At 46.7% G+C, this 18,611-nt stretch carries 18 protein-coding genes; 11 read left to right on the top strand and 7 right to left on the bottom strand.

The window, feature by feature from the left end; genetic code table 11:
- Positions 1–470 precede the first annotated feature (470 nt).
- Positions 471–1,370 (top strand): SMP-30/gluconolactonase/LRE family protein, encoded by a 900-nt coding sequence (locus tag UNH61_RS14225; RefSeq protein WP_326992614.1) that lies wholly within the window; start codon positions 471–473, stop codon positions 1,368–1,370.
- Positions 1,371–1,524: 154 nt separating this feature from the next.
- Here UNH61_RS14225 and UNH61_RS14220 read toward each other — a convergent pair whose 3' ends face one another.
- Positions 1,525–2,049 (bottom strand): GNAT family N-acetyltransferase, encoded by a 525-nt coding sequence (locus UNH61_RS14220; protein WP_326992613.1) that lies wholly within the window; start codon positions 2,047–2,049, stop codon positions 1,525–1,527.
- A gap of 48 nt (positions 2,050–2,097) precedes the next feature.
- Here UNH61_RS14220 and UNH61_RS14215 point away from each other — a divergent pair, with 48 nt between their 5' ends.
- The gene (locus tag UNH61_RS14215; protein ID WP_326992612.1) at positions 2,098–2,766 is read left to right on the top strand and encodes a YiiX family permuted papain-like enzyme; all 669 of its coding nucleotides are present in this window, start codon (positions 2,098–2,100) and stop codon (positions 2,764–2,766) included.
- On the opposite strand, the gene UNH61_RS14210 is transcribed toward UNH61_RS14215, so the two are convergent.
- Positions 2,763–3,197: an SRPBCC domain-containing protein gene (locus tag UNH61_RS14210; protein WP_326992611.1), complete on the bottom strand. Its 435-nt coding sequence runs from the start codon at positions 3,195–3,197 to the stop codon at positions 2,763–2,765. The genes UNH61_RS14215 and UNH61_RS14210 overlap by 4 nt on opposite strands.
- A 143-nt stretch (positions 3,198–3,340) precedes the next feature.
- On the opposite strand from UNH61_RS14210, the gene UNH61_RS14205 reads away from it, so the two are divergent.
- Both UNH61_RS14205 and UNH61_RS14200 read left to right on the top strand, forming a co-directional pair.
- Positions 3,341–4,111 carry a GDSL-type esterase/lipase family protein gene (locus UNH61_RS14205; protein ID WP_326992610.1) on the top strand — a complete coding sequence of 257 codons (771 nt, stop codon included), beginning with the start codon at positions 3,341–3,343 and terminating at the stop codon, positions 4,109–4,111.
- Between the two features lie 41 nt (positions 4,112–4,152).
- Positions 4,153–4,455, top strand: a complete 303-nt coding sequence (locus UNH61_RS14200; protein WP_326992609.1) for a hypothetical protein — start codon at positions 4,153–4,155, stop codon at positions 4,453–4,455.
- A 58-nt stretch (positions 4,456–4,513) separates the two neighbouring features.
- On the opposite strand, the gene UNH61_RS14195 is transcribed toward UNH61_RS14200, so the two are convergent.
- Positions 4,514–6,916: an FtsX-like permease family protein gene (locus UNH61_RS14195; RefSeq protein WP_326992608.1), complete on the bottom strand. Its 2,403-nt coding sequence runs from the start codon at positions 6,914–6,916 to the stop codon at positions 4,514–4,516.
- A gap of 385 nt (positions 6,917–7,301) precedes the next feature.
- Here UNH61_RS14195 and UNH61_RS14190 point away from each other — a divergent pair, with 385 nt between their 5' ends.
- The gene (locus UNH61_RS14190; RefSeq protein ID WP_326992607.1) at positions 7,302–10,562 is read left to right on the top strand and encodes a TonB-dependent receptor; all 3,261 of its coding nucleotides are present in this window, start codon (positions 7,302–7,304) and stop codon (positions 10,560–10,562) included.
- 12 nt (positions 10,563–10,574) lie between these two features.
- The gene (locus UNH61_RS14185; RefSeq protein ID WP_326992606.1) at positions 10,575–12,047 is read left to right on the top strand and encodes a RagB/SusD family nutrient uptake outer membrane protein; all 1,473 of its coding nucleotides are present in this window, start codon (positions 10,575–10,577) and stop codon (positions 12,045–12,047) included.
- Positions 12,048–12,096: 49 nt separating this feature from the next.
- Here the strand turns inward: UNH61_RS14185 and UNH61_RS14180 are convergent, their stop codons facing one another.
- Positions 12,097–12,513 carry a hypothetical protein gene (locus UNH61_RS14180; protein ID WP_326992605.1) on the bottom strand — a complete coding sequence of 139 codons (417 nt, stop codon included), beginning with the start codon at positions 12,511–12,513 and terminating at the stop codon, positions 12,097–12,099.
- Positions 12,514–12,699: 186 nt separating this feature from the next.
- Between UNH61_RS14180 and UNH61_RS14175 the strand changes: the two genes are divergently transcribed.
- Positions 12,700–13,311: a hypothetical protein gene (locus UNH61_RS14175; protein WP_326992604.1), complete on the top strand. Its 612-nt coding sequence runs from the start codon at positions 12,700–12,702 to the stop codon at positions 13,309–13,311.
- Here UNH61_RS14175 and UNH61_RS14170 read toward each other — a convergent pair whose 3' ends face one another.
- Both UNH61_RS14170 and UNH61_RS14165 read right to left on the bottom strand, forming a co-directional pair.
- The gene (locus UNH61_RS14170) at positions 13,312–13,782 is read right to left on the bottom strand and encodes a MarR family transcriptional regulator (RefSeq protein WP_326992603.1); all 471 of its coding nucleotides are present in this window, start codon (positions 13,780–13,782) and stop codon (positions 13,312–13,314) included.
- Between the two features lie 4 nt (positions 13,783–13,786).
- On the bottom strand, positions 13,787–14,287 hold the full coding sequence (locus UNH61_RS14165; RefSeq protein ID WP_326992602.1) for a GNAT family N-acetyltransferase: 501 nt from the start codon (positions 14,285–14,287) through the stop codon (positions 13,787–13,789).
- Between the two features lie 233 nt (positions 14,288–14,520).
- On the opposite strand from UNH61_RS14165, the gene UNH61_RS14160 reads away from it, so the two are divergent.
- On the top strand, positions 14,521–14,910 hold the full coding sequence (locus UNH61_RS14160; protein ID WP_326992601.1) for a helix-turn-helix domain-containing protein: 390 nt from the start codon (positions 14,521–14,523) through the stop codon (positions 14,908–14,910).
- A 101-nt stretch (positions 14,911–15,011) separates the two neighbouring features.
- On the opposite strand, the gene UNH61_RS14155 is transcribed toward UNH61_RS14160, so the two are convergent.
- Positions 15,012–15,446 carry a PaaI family thioesterase gene (locus UNH61_RS14155; RefSeq protein WP_326992600.1) on the bottom strand — a complete coding sequence of 145 codons (435 nt, stop codon included), beginning with the start codon at positions 15,444–15,446 and terminating at the stop codon, positions 15,012–15,014.
- Positions 15,447–15,588: 142 nt separating this feature from the next.
- On the opposite strand from UNH61_RS14155, the gene UNH61_RS14150 reads away from it, so the two are divergent.
- Genes UNH61_RS14150 through UNH61_RS14140 form a run of 3 tightly spaced genes read left to right on the top strand, consistent with a single transcriptional unit; the run spans position 15,589 to position 18,609 of the window.
- The gene (locus UNH61_RS14150; protein WP_326992599.1) at positions 15,589–16,668 is read left to right on the top strand and encodes an efflux RND transporter periplasmic adaptor subunit; all 1,080 of its coding nucleotides are present in this window, start codon (positions 15,589–15,591) and stop codon (positions 16,666–16,668) included.
- The gene (locus UNH61_RS14145; RefSeq protein WP_326992598.1) at positions 16,665–17,927 is read left to right on the top strand and encodes an FtsX-like permease family protein; all 1,263 of its coding nucleotides are present in this window, start codon (positions 16,665–16,667) and stop codon (positions 17,925–17,927) included. Before UNH61_RS14150 ends, UNH61_RS14145 begins: the two co-directional genes overlap by 4 nt.
- 1 nt (position 17,928) lies before the next feature.
- Positions 17,929–18,609 (top strand): ABC transporter ATP-binding protein, encoded by a 681-nt coding sequence (locus tag UNH61_RS14140; RefSeq protein ID WP_326992597.1) that lies wholly within the window; start codon positions 17,929–17,931, stop codon positions 18,607–18,609.
- Positions 18,610–18,611 lie beyond the last annotated feature (2 nt).

The following is an 18,611-nucleotide window of genomic DNA, read 5'->3' as shown; positions in this document are numbered from 1 at the left end:
GCACTACCTATGTTCTGCACTCCAGGGCGCAGAAAATTGTTACTCTGAAGTTTACTATGCCTGATAAAGGACGCCATTCTAAAATCGGGTAGATATCGTCCAGCGTTGGTTACCCCAAAATATTACGAACCAATGTCCTGTCGACAGCCAATCTGTCGCGGGGCTTTAACATGTACTAAGCACAACGAAAACTATCAACCTTATGCAGTTACACAACTGTCACACTGTATTATACACTCTTTACCATTTGTCATCAACCAATATCTAAAATTTATTCTCGATTCTGTTTATCCCCAAGACATAAGCATAGCTAATGGGGCCGGTTATTTTCATGACCGACATATCTTGGTTTTTTGTATGGAAGAAACCAATAACCGGAAGGGTAAACGCTGCGCGGCGTTTGCCCTTTTACTTATTTTAGAAAAAATTTACCGCCGGATTGTGTACCATTGTGAAAATAATGGTACAATATGCGATTCAGGATCTATTCCATGTTAGTGATGCTATACTCGTATTGCACGCCTATAATAGCGCAGGAGGGCCTGCCTCCGACTGTGGCCGATAGTGCACGGGTGGAGCTGGTTTCAAAACAATTCTCTTTTACAGAAGGTCCTGCTGCCGATAAAGAAGGGAATGTTTATTTTACTGACCAGCCCGAAAACAAAATATGGAAATATGATACGGAAGGCCGTTTATCCGTTTTTATGGATAAAGCCGGTCGCGCTAACGGGCTGTATATGGACCGTAAGGGAAACCTGGTAGCATGCGCAGATGAGAAAGACCAGCTGTGGCTCATATCTCCCAAAGGAGAAGTAAATGTACTGGTTAATAATTTCAAGGGGCAATTGCTGAACGGCCCCAATGATGTATGGATAGCTCCGAATGGAGGGATCTATTTCACGGACCCGTATTACCAGCGCGACTATTGGACCCGCACGCAGCCCGATATCAAAGAGCAGAGAGTCTATTACCTGGCTCCGGGCGCCAAAGAACCTGTCATCGCTGCAGATGACATCAAAAAACCGAATGGCATTATCGGCACACGCGACGGAAAGCGTGTATACGTTGCCGATATAGGCGATAATAAGGTATATGCCTACCGGGTAAACAAAGATGGTACCTTATCCGCGAAACGACTGATGGCGGAAAAAACAGTGGATGGCCTTGCGCTCGATGAGAAAGGAAATATTTATTTGTGTGGTAACGGAATTACCGTCGTAAGCCCGAAAGGCCGCCAGATTGGCTTTATACCTGTTCCCGAAGAATGGACAGCCAACGCGTGTTTTGGGGGTAAGAACAATGATATTCTTTTTATCACCGCCAAAAAAGCGATATATACGCTGCAGATGAAAGTGAAAGGCGGAGAATGATCCAGTAATGCCTGCGTTCCCGCTGCAGCGCAGGAGGTGGGGATATGCCGCAGCGATGGTTGCCCCACCCTGAATCCTGATTATTTCGCTACAATACAACCATATATCGATAAGGCAGAACGACCCGTATTATTGTCGATCTATCGCTGATTCACTATGCCGGCAAATCCAGTCGCATGATGATATCGGTTTGTATATCGCCACCGAGTTTGAACTGGTGTGAGTCGAATTCAGTGAACCCTTGTCGTTTGTAAAAGCCGATAGCATTGGTATTATGTTCCCATACGCCAAGCCAGAGGAAAGGCGCCTTGGCTTCCCGCGCAATATCCAACGCTTTGGAAAACAGCTGCTGACCAATCTTCTGACCCTGATGTGATTTTAATACGTATATGCGTTCCAGTTCTACCGCCCGGCTGTTATAAAGTTCTGTTTGCGCTCCGCGCAGGTTAACTTTCATATAACCGATTGGCTGATTTTTCAGCATTGCAAAGTAAAACTCGGAATCCGGGTTGTTCAGCTCCGCAGCCAGCTTAGGGATAGCAAAGCTTTCCTGTATGTACATTTTCATATTTTCCTCGGTGTTGCTTTCCGCAAAACTCTCCAGGAACGTCTGCCGGGCTATTTGTTGTAACATTTCTGCCTCCGCAACAATGGCGGGTACAATTAGAACTTCATTCATTTTTTACGGGTTATATATATTTTGATACTTTTACTCAAAAACAGGGTTATGTCGTTGGCGAAAAGGATACTCATTACTATTACTGCAGTTATACTTACTTCTGGTGGAATACTGGCCGGAAAAAGGTTGCTGCCACATATACAGACTATTAAACAACCACTACGCCTGATTCCTGACGTTCAGGAAGGCGATATTATTTTCCAGATATCCACTTCTGATTTGAGTAAGGCTATTCAGCTCGCAACACACTCCAAATATAGTCATTGCGGAATAATTTTTAAACGGGATAATGAATGGTATGTCTATGAAGCTATCCAGCCGGTATGCTATACTCCCTTGCAGCAATGGATTGCCCGGGGAAAGAACGGACATTATGTGATCAAAAGATTACGCAATGCTACTGCAGTATTAACACCGGATGTCATTAGCCGCATGAAAAAAACAGGGGAACAATTTAAAGGGAAAGACTACGATTTCTACTTTGGCTGGTCGGATGAGCGTGTCTATTGTTCAGAACTTGTCTGGAAAATATATAAATCCGCCACCGGACTGGAAATAGGGAAACTGCAGGAACTGCGGGATTTCGACCTGAAAAGCCCCGAAGTAAAAGCACAAATGAAAAAGATCTACGGAAACAATATTCCGCTATCTGAAAAAATTATTTCCCCGATTAGTATGTTCGAATCTCCGGCACTGGTAACTGTAGACAGTCTTTAGCTTTTGGCGGTCAGGTATTCCATCAGGCTCGTACCGATGATATAAGTCCAGCCTTTGGTAAAGCTTTCCACGCCAAATGCTGCATCTTCCCCGGAAGGAAAGCTTTCCAGACCTGTATGGGTAAGTACCAGTCTTGTCCGGTCACCTTCCGGAAACAGCTCCCACGTTACATCTGAACTGCCCGGATACCCGTCATAACGCCAGGTATAACTGAGCTTTTCTTCAGGTATAACTGCCGTGATCCTGCAGAGATGCAGATATTGTTTTTCCGGCGAACCGGCTAAGAAGCTGAATTCAAACCCCACTACAGGTTGAAAGGCAGCAAGATCAAAGTACCATTGCTTCATCTTGTTTTTGTCGGTAATAGCTTCCCATACCGCCTTTACAGGTGCATCAAGCGTACGTTCAATGACCAGTGGTTTGTTGCTCATGGTAATTTGTTTTTAATGATGAAGATGGAATGGCTGGCTACCATTCGGCTACAAATATATATAACCAAATGGTTTTGTAAAAATTTTTCCGGAGAAAAATAATGTTGAAGATATTATTTTACGTTCCTCAATTACACGTTGCAATGAAAAACAACTTTATCGTGGTTTGTTTGGCGTTGTTGTTACCCGGACTAACCAACGCTCAGCTCAGAAAGGCGAACATCATTTTTATCGGGAACAGTATTACCCAGGGAGCCGGATTGCCTCACCCGTTGCAGGAAGCTCCGCCTGTGAGGGCTGCGGAATGGCTGAAACAGGCAATGCCCGCCGTAACATTCGACTTCAGCAATCAGGGAGTGAGTGGCTCCACTACGGTAGATTTCCTGCCGGCTACTAATCGTTTATTCAATAACGTTATAAAGGCCGCTGATGTATTTAAGCAGACGAAAGATGCTACCCTGGTATTTTCTATGGTGCTGGGCACCAACGACAGCGCCATCGAAGGGCCTAATGGTGCACCTGTATCGCCTGAAAATTACAGAACAAATGTTACTACGATCGTAGACAAATTGCTGGCTGCCTATCCGGGCTGTATTGTAATACTGCATCACCCGATCTGGTATAGCCCCAACACGCATAACGGCGCCCGCTATCTGGCGGAAGGCCTTGCGAGATTGCAGACTTATTACCCGGTGCTCAACAATATCGTAGCCGCCTACCATCGCAGCCACCCGGGACAGGTGTTCACTGGTTATACCGGCGGATTCCGTTATTTTAAAAAGCATCCTGAACTATTTGCACAGGAGCATGGTAAGTCAGGCATTTTCCAGCTGCATCCGAACGTGGAAGGAGCCACAGCACTGGGAAACGACTGGGCCAAAGCCATCAAAGATGTGCTCAGCCGGCTGAAATAGCTGCTGGCGTTTCATGGTCATAAAACTCATACCTTTGGGATATGGATATACAATTTGACGAACAGGAGCTTTCTGTTAAATATGATGAAGACATCGACGATACCCTTTACTGGGAAAAGGTGACTCGTATTTCAGGATATAAAGTTTATGCGTATCCCGGTGAAGTGATTTTCCTCGTATTTCAAACCAGTGAGGGAGATGTGCTGGAGGTTTCCGATGAAATGAGCGGGTGGCTTGAACTACTCGGCGGATTGCCACAATTCTTCAAGCTGCACAACGGTTGGGAAGAATCTCTTGCTGATGCAGAGCCGGAAGGAGATGATGTGGTGATTTTTATGAAATAGGTATTACAAATGAAGAATAGCCGCCAGTTTTTAATTAAACGCTGGCGGCTATTCTTTTTTACTCCGATCTCAAACTATTAACCGGATTAGCCAGTGCAGCCTTAATTGCCTGTACACTCACTGTAAGCAGCGCTATTACGATGGCGCCGGCTCCGGCAACAATAAATATCCACGCACTCAATGATACCCGGTATGCAAAATCCTGCAACCACCGGCTCATGGCCCACCAGGACACCGGAAATGCTATGGCGAATGACCATAATACCAGCTTCAGGAAATCACCCGACAACAACCAGGTAATGCCCGTAACACTGGCCCCGAGTACTTTGCGGATACCAATTTCTTTGGTGCGTTGCTCGGTTGTAAAGGACGCAAGTCCGAATAATCCGAGACAGGCGATAGCAATGGCAAATATGGAGAATAGTATGAATAGCTTACCCAGCCGCTGTTCCGCGCGGTATTGCTGATTGAATTCATCGTCCAGGAAAAAGTAATTGAACGACATGGAAGGAACTGTTTGTTGCCAGGTTTTCTCCAGTTGGGTTAATATTCCGGACGCATTGCGCGTATTCATTTTAACGCTGATATAATTTATCCAGCCTGGTTTGTAGAATATAGCCAGCGGAGTTACACCACGCTGCAGGGAAGTAAAATTAAAATTTCGGTATACCCCGCAAACCCTTCCCCAGCCCCAGTCGAACTCCTTGCCAATGGCTTCTTCCGGTGTTTTCCATCCGAAAAAAGGTAATGCAGCTTCATTAATCATGACATCACTTATCCACCGGCCTGTGTCGAGCTTCATACTGTATTGCCTGCCTGCCAGCAGTTGAATATTATAGGTGCGCAGAAACTGATCATCGGCGGATAATAATCGTGTATCGGTTTGCTTACTATGATCGCCTTTCAACGGTATCAGGTTGTTGCCGAATTCCCCGCCAGGAACGGAGCTGGAGGCGGTAACCGACATAACGCCTGCTGTTGTTTTGAAGCGCTCCAGCAAAGCTGGTACGCTACCTGCTGCATCTTTTCCGTTAACAGGGAGCACCAATACCTGCGACTGATCAAAGCCGAGATCATGCTGCTGCATAAACCGGAGTTGATTATATACCACTATTGTAGCAATAATTAGCAGGATGGAAATAGAGAACTGTGTAACCACCAATACATTCCGGAGTGAGGTACCCTGCTTCCGCAGGTGATGACGCTGAACAATACGGGAAACATGGAAGTCGGATAGAACAACAGCCGGATAAATGCCTGAGAGCAGGCCGATAGCAAGACTAATCCCTATCCCGCTCATGACCGTACGGGGCGCCAGCAGTTGTGCCACCGCGAAGTGTTTGTCCGCCAGGTTATTGAACAATGGCAGAAACGCTGCAATCAATACGACGGTACCCAAAAATGCCAGTCCCGACATGATCAGGGCCTCTGTCAGGAATTGCAGCATCAGCTGTCCACGTCGTGCACCGATCACTTTCCTGACACTCACTTCCTTTGCCCTGCCGGCAGCTTTGGCAGTAGTAAGATTCACAAAGTTGATCCCCGCGATAATCAGAATGAAAATTGCAATGAAGGAAAGTGTACGCACGTACATGATATCAGTGTTCTTACTGAGCTCATAACGGAAATTGGAATGCAGATGTATATCCGCCAGTGGCTGCGTAACATACGTATATTCCTGACCGTTAGCCTTTATTTCATCGCCTACATACTGGTAGGCCAGGAAACGTATTTTGCTGCCAAAGGTTTCTCCGGATACGCCGGAACCCAGCTTTACAAAAGTATGTACTGCTGTACCATGCCAGTTGCCGGCTATATCCTTAAACCAATCTTTGTTCAGAATACCCACCGTAGAAACAACGAAATCCGGCCGGAAATAAGTGTTGAATGGAATATTTTTCAGCACACCGGTAACACGGTATTTTGTGCCATTTATATCTAACAATCTGTTCAGGTAGTCTGCTGAATTGCTTTGTTTACCGAAATACTTTTGCGCCTTTTCTTCTGTCAGCATGATACCATCCGCGCTGTTCATTGCTGTATGAGGATCTCCGGCGGCCAGCGGGTAGGAGAGTACGGTTAGCAGCGTGCTGTCGGTATAGTAAACTGCCTTTTCAGCAATCTTTTTCTGATCGCCGGTGCTGATCACTGCACTGCTGCCATAGTCGAAAATGCGCACACACGAAGCTACCTCCGGAAATGCTTTGAACGCCTGAAACAGCGTACCCGGCGTCAGCGCAAAATTGATCCGGTCATTGTCCTGTGTTTTTATTGATGCAGATATCCTGAAAACCCTTTCGTGTTCCGGTACCCAGCGGTCGTAACTGTTTTCGTCATTTATGTATATCGCAATGAAGAAACAACAGGTAAGCCCCATGATAAGCCCCGCAAGGTTCAACAGACTATGCCCCGTATGCTTGCGGAAATTCCGCCAGGAAACTATTAATAGATTTCTAATCATATGGCATTGATGTGTAAGCAGATCGACTAACCAGATGCCAATTTATAAATAATTGATTTTTAAAGAGTAATCTGGTATCTGTTTGTCCGCTTTTGTTATCGTGTGTCCGGTTCCGGACAGTGTAATTTACCGTACAAATAATTTCCCGCTTCCACCTAAAATGCAACCGGTAAATTTATCTACCAGTATTTATATTAGTCTATTGGTTTGGTGGACTAAAAACTAGTTATTACTTTTGACGCTATAATTAAAATCTAAGATCGCTTTTATTGACCTGAATCAGTTGCTAATAGTTTTTTAAACTGGCCCCGGAATAATGTCGGACAGCGGACAGGTTGTCACTTATCCAGGCATGGCAAAGCCTGGCGGGCCTCAAAAATCACCTATGGATACTTTTTACTCTCTCAGCAAAAAGTGGAGGAGCGTAATGCTATGTCTTGCATTGCTTTTTCCATTGTTCCTGCAGGCGCAGGAAAAACGTACAGCCGTTACCGGTATAGTTCAGAACGAACGGCACGAAGGAGTGCCGGGAGTATCGGTAGTTGCCAGGAACGAGACTACAGGCGCTACTGCAGCTGCACAAACGGGGTCCGGCGGAGGCTTTCGTTTCAGTAATCTGCCTGTTGGCGGTCCTTATAGCTTTCAGTTCACTTCTATCGGGTTTGAACCGGCTCAGGTAATTAACATTATCCTGGAAGCTGGTCAGCCGCGTCAGGTGAATGCTGTGCTGAAAGAATCCACCTCTTCGCTGAACCAGGTAGTGGTAGTGGGATACGGCGTACAGCGCCGCAAGGAAATAACCGGTGCGGTGGCTTCTATCCGTGCTGCCGATCTGAAAGATCAGCCGGTCAGCAGTTTCGAACAGGCGATGGCGGGTAAGGTACCCGGCGTACAGGTGCTACAGAATACCGGCGCCCCGGGAGGGAGCATCAGTGTACGTATCCGCGGACTGAACTCCATTTCGGCAGGCACAGAGCCGCTTTATGTGGTAGACGGCATCCCGCTTTCCAACGATCTGAAAAATTTACAGGGAGCTACGGATATGGTCAATATAGCCGGACAGGCGTCCTTCCAGAAATCACCTGATCCGCTCAGTACCCTGAACAGCGACGACATTGCCTCCATCGATATCCTGAAAGATGCGTCCTCTGCAGCCATTTACGGCTCACGCGCGTCTAACGGCGTGGTGATGATCACTACTAAAAAAGGAAAGTCTGCCGGCCCGCCTTCATTCGGTTACAGTATGTACGCAGGTTTCCAGCAGGTGAGCAAAAAGATAAAACTGATGGACGCATACCAGTGGGCCAAGTATAGCTTTGATGCAAAGAATAACGCCTATCTTGATGCTAAACCCAATGGTAGTATTACAGACGACAACGCTACGCGTGGAAATCCAAACTTTCAGATTGCTCCGGAAATATTGCCTTACCTGGCCGGACAATCCGGTCTGACCAACACCGACTGGCAGGATGCCCTGTTCAGAACAGCGCCTGTACAGAGTCATACGGTATACGCTTCCGGCGGCAGCGAGAAATTTCAATACTATATCTCGGGTAATTATCTTGATCAACAAGGGATCATTATCAATTCCGGATATAAGCGCTATGGCGTAAGGGCCAACCTGAACGCTGAACTGGCTCCAAAATTTCATATAGGCGTTACCGTAAATCCAACGTTTGATCATTACGATCTGATCAACAGTGAAGGACCGTGGACCTTCGACGGGGTGCTCAGCAATGCGCTGAAAGCAGCCCCGGTATTCCCGGTGTATAATGCGGATGGCTCTCTTGCTACAAACCGGCAAAACGTTTGGGCTTACGGATACTCAGGCGGAGAAAATCCTGTAGCACTGGCGCTGAAAATAAAAGATAAGCTGGATCATATCCGTACCCTGGGAAGTGTTTGGGGGGAATATGAGATCATAAAGGGACTGAAGTTCAAAACTTTTTTCGGAACAGATATCAATCATTTCAGCCGCAATTATTTCAGACCCTCTGTGTTAGGCTCCTACAAGCCGGTACAGCAGGCGGCTCCCACCATACCGAAAGGTGCTGCACAAACGGCATTGTCACTGAACTGGCTTTGGGAAAACACCCTGAACTACCAGTTCGCACTTGGCAGCAAACATCATTTCGATGTACTCGCCGGGTATACATCCCAGAAGAATACCACCAGGGCTACTGAAACATATGGCACCGGCTTCCCTAACGATGCCGTACAAACGCTGAATGCTGCTACTATTACCAGTGGTACCTCTACGGAATCGCAATGGTCGCTGATTTCTTACCTGGGCCGGGCAAACTACAATTATGCCGACAGGTATTTCCTCTCGGCCAGCATTCGTGCAGACGGATCTTCCCGCTTTGGGGCCAACAATAAATGGGGATATTTCCCCGCTGTATCAGGCGCCTGGCTGGTGAGCAACGAATCCTTCTTTAAGGTAAAACCTGTTTCGGAACTGAAAGCAAGAGTGAGCTACGGTACCTCCGGTAATTTCCAGATCGCCAATTATGCTTCCTATGATCTGCTGTCTTCCAACGGATATGTACTGGGCCCCGGAACAGGAACAGCCGTGAATGGCGTAGGCATATCACAGCCGGCTAACCCTGATCTTACCTGGGAGAAAACTGTACAGCTGAACGCCGGTATTGACCTGGGTTTGTTCTCCAACCGGATTTACCTCAGCGCCGACTACTACCGGGCTACCACGTCGGACCTGCTGCTGAATGTGCCCGTGCCCTGGAGTTCCGGCTTCGGTGTGGCATTAAAGAATATTGGCAAAGTGAGGAACTCCGGGGTGGAATTTGCGCTAAATACCCGCAACCTTACCGGACCATTTGTGTGGAACACTGCCTTTAATATTTCATCCAATAAGAACGAAGTACTGCAATTGGGCGCCAACAATGCACCGATTATTTCCGACGGAGGAAACGGTACCATTTCCCAGTTGTACATCACCAAAGTAGGAGCGCCCATCGGTAGCTACTATGGCTATGTAAATGGAGGCGTTTTCAGGAATCAGGCGGAGATAGATGCTTATCCTCACTATGCAAGCACTAAGCCGGGCGACCGGAAATTCATTGATGTGAATGGAGACAAAAAGATCGATGCGAACGACAGAACCGACATTGGCAGTTACTTTCCAAAGTTCATCTGGGGGCTCAGTAATGAATTCCGTTACAAGGGATTTGACCTCACTGTAGCACTACAGGCATCACATGGAAACAAGATCATGAACCTGCAACGTCGCTTCCTGTATAATAGCGAAGGAAATGCTAATCAGATGATAGAAGAAATGGGGTACTGGAAATCGCCCACAGATCCCGGAGATGGCAACACCATGCGTCCTAACAGGGTAACCACCGGCAACAGCACCCAGCCCAGCTCTTTCTTTGTGGAAGATGGTTCGTATGTGCGTTTACGTAATATCACGTTGGGATATACATTCAATCAGCGCATGCTGCACAATAAAATACAAGGCCTGAGGATATATCTCTCCGGTCAGAATATCTATACATGGACCCGTTATACCGGTTATAATCCCGAAGTAAATGCCAGGCCGGATGCTCCTTTATCACAGGGAGAAGACTATGGTACTTACCCGCTTCCGAGAACGTTTACAGCCGGTATCAATCTTTCATTTTAAAACCAGGAACTGATGACTACACATATCACAAAAGCAATAGCAGGCTTGTGGCTGGTAACAGTAATATCTTCCTGCAGCAAGGATTTCATTAACCTGGCTCCGGTATCCAATCAAACCACTGCCACGTTCTTTAAAACCACCAGCGATTTCCAGCAGGGTGTAAATGCTATTTACGACGGATTACAGAATGCCCGTAGCTATGGTAAATCTGCCTATTACCTGATGGAAGTAAGAAGCGATAACACAGATATACTGGATAGAGGCGCATTGGGCGGAGTTGCTTCTCAGATAGACCTTTTCACGGAAACCACCACCAATCCGTTCCTGACCGACGTATATGCGGGAGGGTATGTAACCATCTCCAGGGCCAATGCCGTACTGGACCAGATAGATGCTGCCGCCATACCCGATTCGTCAAAAAAACAATTCAAAGGAGAGGCCCTTTTCCTGAGAGCATTTACGTATTTCGACCTGGTGCGGTTGTACGGCAAAGTACCGCTGGTAATCAAAACAGAAACCACTACAGAAGCGTTGAAAGACAAGCGCAATGACGTGACGGAAATATATGCCCAGATCGAAAAAGACCTGCAGGCCGCAGCAGGCTTGCTGCCTGCAGTATATACGAATGCTAATGATTACGGAAGGGTGACTGCCGGCTCCGCCAATGGTTTGCTGGGTAAAGTATATGTTACAGAAAAGAAATGGGCGGAGGCCAGTGCCTCACTCAAAAACGTGAACGGATATACGTTGCTGACAGATTATGCCGCGTTGTTTAATCCGGCAAACGCCGTCAACAGCGAAATCCTGTTTACAGTACGATTTAAGAAAGGGTTAAGTCCTTCTGAAGGCAATACTTATTTCACTGATATGGTGCCGTTTTCTTTCTACTATAACGGTGTCGCCTATGGGGGATCCAATAACAACCGGCCCACACATGATATGGTGGCTGCCTATGAAGGGGGCGACAAGCGCCTGCCTGCCTCTATGGATACGGTATCGTACCGCGATGCAGCTACGAAGCAGCCGGGCAATTATGTGAAAAAATACCTGGATCCACCCGGGGCTACCGGCGATGGAGGCAGCAGCTTTCCCGTACTGCGTTATGCCGATATCCTTTTACTGCAGGCCGAAGCGCTCAATGAACAAGGCTACAGCGCTGCTACCGGCTCGGGCACCGCATTTTATTTTCTGAATCAGGTAAGGCAAAGGGCAGGACTGGCGGATAAACGACCGGTGGATCTTCCTGATCAGTCGTCGTTCCGCGACGCGGTGTTTGCTGAAAGGAGAGTAGAGCTGGCATTTGAGAACAACCGCTGGTTTGATCTGATCCGTTATACCAAAGGATTGGCGATCATGCAGGCGCATCTGAAGAATGAGTACAACCTGGCTTCACCGGTACTAACACCTGCCCGGTTGCTGTTTCCCATTCCGCAGAGCGAAATTGATATTCATAATGATCCGGTTAATTTCCCGCAGAATCCATGATAGTAACAAAATACCGGGAACATTTACCATGTTCCCGGTATTGAAATAGCTATCTCTTTTTGAAATAGATTTCGAGTTTCATGTGGCGGCGTTTATTGTTATATTGTTCCTCATCTTCCCGGACAATTATCATCTGTTGGGAAGTAAGGGTACGCACCAGAAAGGTGATACCATCACCATTAGATTCATGAAGCGTCAACTCTTTGGTTTGTCTGTTATAAGTATAACCTTCATATCGTTGGCCTCCGTCTTCCAGTTCTCCGTTTGGTTTAAAGTGCATCAGATCAATGGAGCTAAATGAGGTATCCGTTTTCTCGTACGATTTTTCGCCGTTTTCTGTCGCGCTCATAACCGACCTTACCGGCATCCATTTGCCGGCGATATTACCGTTGTTCTGCTCTGAGGGCAGGTTGGTACAGCCAAGGTTAATTATGAATGCAAGTACGAATGCGTATAGGTGGCTCATATCGTGTATCTTTACAGTAAATCGATCCGGATTTTATTATTGCAGGAATGTTATATCCCCGATGGTTACCTGGTCCGAATCAGCATGCGTAGTCCGGTTTATTTTACTCAAAGGTAGCGCAATATAGCCTTGCAGCAAGCTTTTTTGATGTTCAACGGTATTTTATCACCAGTAAAAAGAATCGTCATGGCCGAGAATATTGCATCGCCGTTCATTCCGGCGCAATACACAGGGGAAGCAACTAACATTTTGGAAAGCAGGGAATTAACACAGGAAGAAGAGGCAGCTGTGTTTTTTAAAGTTGTCATGGAACGGCTGGTGAATGTGAATAGCTGGGCAACTATGAGTGATGGTTTGTTACCCGCTGCTTTTCAGCTGACCGACCTGGCAGGCAAGCCCGCAACGGGACTTGCAGAAACCGGTATGTATATCAGGATCGACATTGCCGGGCCCGGTACAAAGGCTGGCCTGGGGTTCGACTGGGTGAAGATAGAACAGAAGGAACATGTGATGCTGAATCCACATCAGGAAGTGTTTTTTATCCGGGCACGGCCATCAGAACATCCGATACAGAAGAGCGCAGGCATCGCACATTTTCTGCGTAAAGAAGCCAGCAGTACCTTTGCGTTGGTCAGGAACGGGGTATGGGTAACTGCAGCCGTTTTCGGGCGCAATGAATTACCCAATACGCAGGCCACCCATGCTGGTGATAAGGTCCGGAATGCAGCAGCATCTGGTGTTTCCAGTATCGCCAATTTGCAATGGAAGGCATTGGTAAAAGGCTTATTGTCTGAATGATCACAATTGCAGTGCCCGTTCATAAAAACTCTGTACGCGCAACCCGGCCTCTGCCTGTTCTATAGCTTTCATCAGGTTGTGCTTCGTATCTGTTAACGCGCTCAGCGCTGCTTCCATTTTCTTCCACACCGGTTGCATTTGCAATACCAGGTCTTTTCCTTTCTCCGTCAATACTATCAAACGTTTCCGCTCATCCAGCTTGTCTTTCCTGGAACGGATGAGCTTTTGCTTTTCCAGCTCCTTCAGCAGACTGATGGTAGAAGGGTGAGCGTAACCAATCTCGGCTGCTATTTCCACCACACTGAGTAGGGGTTTATGATGAAGCGTATAAATCACCGGAAACCACTTTGGCTCAAAGTCAATACCATTAGCCTTATAAATCAGCAGCCCGTCTTTCCGTAGCTGGTCACTCAAACGCTGTAGCCGCGTGGCAATAGCCAGTATACCGGATGCTTCGATTACATTGGTCATATCACTATTCATTTTTCAGGTGCAGATGATAGAAAACAGTATCTACATGCATAAGTGGAAAATAGGAAGGTAGATCTGTTTTTTTGATTTTCCTGAACTGATTCCTTTCATAGAACCGATGAGCAGCCGCCATACTGTCAACCGTTCCCAGGTAGATATCCGTTATTCCTGTTTGCCTGGAATGCGCCACAAGATGATCCAGCAGCCGTTGTGCCAGGCTCAGCTCTTTGCCCCGGAACTCTTTCCTGACAAACATTTTGCGGATAGCACCACTATGCGACGCGATATGGATAAGCGCGATGGTACCCGCCAGCTGTCCGTCTACGAAAGCTCCCCAGAAGCCGCCACCCGTCTGATGATAGTTTTTCTCTATGTCCAGCAGATCGGGCTGGTCGGCCAGCGTAACAGGTACATTGAATTCCTGCTGCTGTATAGGCAGTATCAGGTCTACTACAGCTTTGCACTGATCATTATAAATTCTTTTTAAATCTACATTTACACTCATCTATATACATTTATTGTATAAAACTACGTAGTTGACTACATAAATAAAAATTTATTTTGTTTTTTTTACTGCGCATATCTATTGCGTAGCAGATCATGACCTTTGATTTAACAAGAAAAAAGTCCTGTAATAGCGCTTACCTCCAGGTTACTGCTTACTTGCAGGTAATCGCATCTGCTATAACCGCCTGCGGAAACGGGCTATCTTTGCTATCAAAAAGTTAGCATCTGCTTATGCAATACACAACAGCTGAGAACAGCAATAAACTTACTGAGAAAGAGTGTTCCTCCAGGATCCACTCGGTAGATGACGCTTTGTATGCCATTGGTGGGAAATGGAAATTGCGAATTATTGCCGCCCTGATCGATGGCCCGATGCGTTTTAATGAGCTGCAACGTAAGCTGAATGGGATTTCAGCCAGGGTATTATCGCATGAACTGAAAGAACTGGAGCTGAACGGTTTTGCGGAACGCCGCGTATTAAACACCACACCTGCAACAGTGGAATACCGGCTAACAACCTACAGCGAAACGTTGTACGAAGTAATAGAGGCTTTAAGAAGATGGGGACAACAACACCGGCAGGTTGTCAAACAGCGTGCTGTGCGGCGGGTGCCGGTATAATAGCATCAGCCACAATAATCTGTCGTATAGCCGGCAGCGTATCCGGAAACAATGTCTGCAATGTTGCCCATTCCTCATGATCCGGCAATATCGTACGGGCCTTACCGCTTCCTGACCCTCATCATCGTTACCAGCGCCGTAGCCACATGCGTTTCTTCTCCGGCGGTCCGGGTGTATATATCAGTTTGTACTATTGTTAGTGTAGATCCGGCTTTAATTGCTTTACCACGGCCAATCAACAGCTCACCTTTTGCCTGATGCAGAAAATTGATCTTGAATTCTACCGTCACAAAATAAGGATCTTCCACCGGAATCGTGCTGGCGCAATAACCTGCCACCGTATCTGCCACACCCGCAATAACACCTCCCTGGAAAATGCCCGAGGGCCGCAGTAACAGCTCCGAAGGGGGCATACTGATCTCAAAATATCCTTTCCCCATACCGGTTATCGTTGCTTCATACAAAGCCATTAACCGTTGTCTGCTAAAACTCTCTCTGACTCTTTGTTCTATCTCCGGTGCTAATGTTGTTTCCATATATTCCTGCATATTTGGCCCCGAAGATATTGATTTCATCTTCGAAAAGAATGATTAGTATCATTGATTGTTTATGAATGATGGCGTAAATTTAACAAAATCATGAAGCACTGCCGGCTAATGCAGGCGGAAAAAAGATCGCATGAAGGCCATTAAATTCTTATTGCTACTCTCATTATTATCTTCCTGCAAGAGTAGATCAGAAAAGACACATCCGGCAGTCGGCAAAATTACCGAATCTGTTTATGCTTCCGGCATTGTAAAAAGCCGACATCAATACCAGGTGTTCCCCAAAGTGAATGGTGTTATCGTCAGCATACCGGTTAAGGAAGGCGATACAGTCCGGGCGAACGATCCCATTATTTATATACTCAATGAAACGGCCCGGCTTAGTGCGGAAAATGCTGCGCTGGCAGCTTCCTATAATGCGGTGAACGCCAACGCTGAGAAACTGGATGAAGGGAGGGTAAGCGTTAATATGGCACAGCTTAAACTTAGCAATGATTCCCTGTTACTGGCCCGGCAACGCAGGCTATGGGAGCAGCGTATCGGAAGCGAGCAACAGTTGGAACAGGCGCGACTGGCATTTGAAAACTCGCAAACCGCTTATAACACCACCATCTATAAGTACAGAGATCTGCAAAAGCAACTGCGCTTTGCCGAAAAGCAATCCGGTAAAAGCCTGCAGATCAGCACTACCCAACGAAACGATTATGTGATACGCAGCGACATCGATGGAAAGGTATACAGTATCGCTAAAAAGACCGGGGAAATGGCGAATACACAAACTCCGTTGGCTGTAATTGGTGATGCTCACCATTTTTACCTGGAGCTGCAGGCCGATGAATACGATATTGCGCGTATCCGTGTCGGGCAGCCGGTATTCGTTACGCTCGACAGCTACCGCGGGCGGGCATTTGAAGCGGTTGTTGAAAAGATCTATCCGATCATGAATGAAAAATCCCGCTCATTTACCATTGATGCAGGATTTGTGAAGCAACCTCCGGTAATATACCCTAACCTCACGCTGGAAGCCAATATTGTTATTCAAACAAAAGAAAAAGCATTGACTATCCCCCGCAGTTATCTGCAGGAAGGCGACTATGTAATGTTGGAAAACAAACAAAAAAGGAAAGTAACTACCGGGCTGAAAGATTATCAACAGGTGGAGATTGTTGATGGTTTAACCGCCGCCGATGTGATCATTAAACCAGCGCCATGAACTACAAACTGATTTTCAGCATATCGCTTTCCCTGATGAGGGCCCGCTGGAGACAAACACTGGTGGCTGCTATTGGCGTTACCTTCAGCATAACGATGTTCATTGCATTACTGAGTTTCATGAGTGGTTTGAATGGCCTGCTGGATGGTCTTATACTAAACAGAACACCACATGTTCGCATCTACAACGATATTAAACCCAGCAAACATCAGCCAGTAAACCTCGCTGCCAAGGAAGGAGATTCCGGGCATAATTTTATCAGGTCCATTAAGTCGGCTACCGGTCGTGAGGAAATCTATAACAGCACGGCTATCATCGACTACCTGAAACATGATGACCGGGTGCTGGGGATTGCCCCGAAGATCATCGCTCCCGTTTTCTTCAATGCCGGCACGGTGGATATCACTGGCGTGGTAAATGGTATCGATGTGCAGCAAGAGAGCCGCCTGTTTCATTTTAATGACTACATTGTTACCGGCAATTCCATCGACCTGCAGAATATACCTAACAGCATTATCCTCGGAAAAGGCGTCGCAGAGAAACTAATGGCGGACCCGGGTGATGTAGTGCAGGTCACCACGTCCAGAGGCGATATTATGCCTCTCAAAGTAGTAGGCTATTTCCAGTCGGGCTTACAGGACTTCGACAAGGTGCAATGCTATGCTTCTATCAATACCGCACAGAAGTTGCTGGGCAAGCCTAATAATTACATCACTGATATTCAGATCAAACTGAAAGATCTTAACACGGCGCCCGCAGTAGCCCGGGAATACGCAAACCTGTTCCAGGCGGATACAGAGGATATACAAACCGCCAATTCCCAATTTGAAACAGGGAGCTTTATCCGTACGCTGATCTCGTATTCGGTAGGCATTACCCTGCTGATCGTGGCCGGATTCGGGATCTATAACATCCTGAACATGATGATCTATGAGAAAATGGATGCCATCGCCATCATGAAAGCAACCGGCTTCGCGGGTACAGATGTAAACCGCATTTTTATTGTGATTGCATTGAGCATCGGCTGGTTCGGCGGACTGGTAGGACTGGTGCTTGGATTCGGATTGTCGGTGGTGATCAATCACATCCCTTTCAAAACAGCAGCCCTGCCTACTATCAGCACATTTCCGGTGAATTATAATCCGGTCTTCTATCTGATCGGAGCAGTATTTTCACTGGTTACCACTTATTTCGCCGGCTATTTCCCGGCCAGAAAAGCAAGCCGGGTAGACCCGGTCGTTATTATCAGAGGAAAATAATATGAGCAACATTATACTGGAGGCAAAACATATCTCTAAATCGTTTCATGATCCGGTAACAGTACCGGTACTGAACGATCTGAGCCTGTCTGTCAATAAAGGAGAATTCGTAGCGGTGGTAGGGAAATCGGGTTGTGGCAAATCCACTTTGCTGTACATACTTTCCACTATGGATACGGATTACGATGGGGAGCTGTGGATAGAGCAGGAGCTTGTAACCAATAAAAAAGAAAAGCAACTGGCGCGCATCCGCAATGAAAAGATCGGCTTTGTATTCCAGTTCCATTATCTGCTAAACGAATTCAGCGTATTACGGAATGTAATGCTGCCGGGGTTAAAGCTGAATAAATATTCGGAACAGGAAGTAGAACACCGTGCAATGGAAAGACTGAAAACGCTGCATATCGATGAACTTGCATTAAAGAGCGCCAATCAGCTTTCCGGTGGCCAGAAACAGCGTGTTGCCATTGCCCGCGCGCTGATCAACGACCCGGCTATCATTATGGGAGATGAGCCTACCGGTAATCTCGATAAAAAGAACGGACAGATCGTTTTTGACATCTTCCAGGAGCTGGCAACACAATATCAGCAAACTCTCCTTATTGTTACGCACGACCTGGAGTTTGCAGAACATACCCAACGTATTATTGAAATGGAAGACGGACATATTATCCGGCATTAACC

The organism is Chitinophaga sp. 180180018-3 (assembly GCF_037893185.1).
Taxonomy (GTDB): Bacteria; Bacteroidota; Bacteroidia; order Chitinophagales; family Chitinophagaceae; genus Chitinophaga.
The sequence above is the reverse complement of the archived record's forward strand: the minus strand, read 5'-3'. Positions and strand labels throughout refer to the sequence as shown.

What these genes read in the sequence shown, in the direction of transcription:
- UNH61_RS14225 (WP_326992614.1), top strand. Translation starts at nt 471, where the DNA reads ATGCGATTCAGGATCTATTCCATGTTAGTGATGCTATACTCGTATTGC.
- UNH61_RS14220 (WP_326992613.1), bottom strand. Translation starts at nt 2,049, where the DNA reads ATGAATGAAGTTCTAATTGTACCCGCCATTGTTGCGGAGGCAGAAATG.
- UNH61_RS14215 (WP_326992612.1), top strand. Translation starts at nt 2,098, where the DNA reads ATGTCGTTGGCGAAAAGGATACTCATTACTATTACTGCAGTTATACTT.
- UNH61_RS14210 (WP_326992611.1), bottom strand. Translation starts at nt 3,197, where the DNA reads ATGAGCAACAAACCACTGGTCATTGAACGTACGCTTGATGCACCTGTA.
- UNH61_RS14205 (WP_326992610.1), top strand. Translation starts at nt 3,341, where the DNA reads ATGAAAAACAACTTTATCGTGGTTTGTTTGGCGTTGTTGTTACCCGGA.
- UNH61_RS14200 (WP_326992609.1), top strand. Translation starts at nt 4,153, where the DNA reads ATGGATATACAATTTGACGAACAGGAGCTTTCTGTTAAATATGATGAA.
- UNH61_RS14195 (WP_326992608.1), bottom strand. Translation starts at nt 6,916, where the DNA reads ATGATTAGAAATCTATTAATAGTTTCCTGGCGGAATTTCCGCAAGCAT.
- UNH61_RS14190 (WP_326992607.1), top strand. Translation starts at nt 7,302, where the DNA reads ATGGATACTTTTTACTCTCTCAGCAAAAAGTGGAGGAGCGTAATGCTA.
- UNH61_RS14185 (WP_326992606.1), top strand. Translation starts at nt 10,575, where the DNA reads ATGACTACACATATCACAAAAGCAATAGCAGGCTTGTGGCTGGTAACA.
- UNH61_RS14180 (WP_326992605.1), bottom strand. Translation starts at nt 12,513, where the DNA reads ATGAGCCACCTATACGCATTCGTACTTGCATTCATAATTAACCTTGGC.
- UNH61_RS14175 (WP_326992604.1), top strand. Translation starts at nt 12,700, where the DNA reads ATGGCCGAGAATATTGCATCGCCGTTCATTCCGGCGCAATACACAGGG.
- UNH61_RS14170 (WP_326992603.1), bottom strand. Translation starts at nt 13,782, where the DNA reads ATGACCAATGTAATCGAAGCATCCGGTATACTGGCTATTGCCACGCGG.
- UNH61_RS14165 (WP_326992602.1), bottom strand. Translation starts at nt 14,287, where the DNA reads ATGAGTGTAAATGTAGATTTAAAAAGAATTTATAATGATCAGTGCAAA.
- UNH61_RS14160 (WP_326992601.1), top strand. Translation starts at nt 14,521, where the DNA reads ATGCAATACACAACAGCTGAGAACAGCAATAAACTTACTGAGAAAGAG.
- UNH61_RS14155 (WP_326992600.1), bottom strand. Translation starts at nt 15,446, where the DNA reads ATGGAAACAACATTAGCACCGGAGATAGAACAAAGAGTCAGAGAGAGT.
- UNH61_RS14150 (WP_326992599.1), top strand. Translation starts at nt 15,589, where the DNA reads ATGAAGGCCATTAAATTCTTATTGCTACTCTCATTATTATCTTCCTGC.
- UNH61_RS14145 (WP_326992598.1), top strand. Translation starts at nt 16,665, where the DNA reads ATGAACTACAAACTGATTTTCAGCATATCGCTTTCCCTGATGAGGGCC.
- UNH61_RS14140 (WP_326992597.1), top strand. Translation starts at nt 17,929, where the DNA reads ATGAGCAACATTATACTGGAGGCAAAACATATCTCTAAATCGTTTCAT.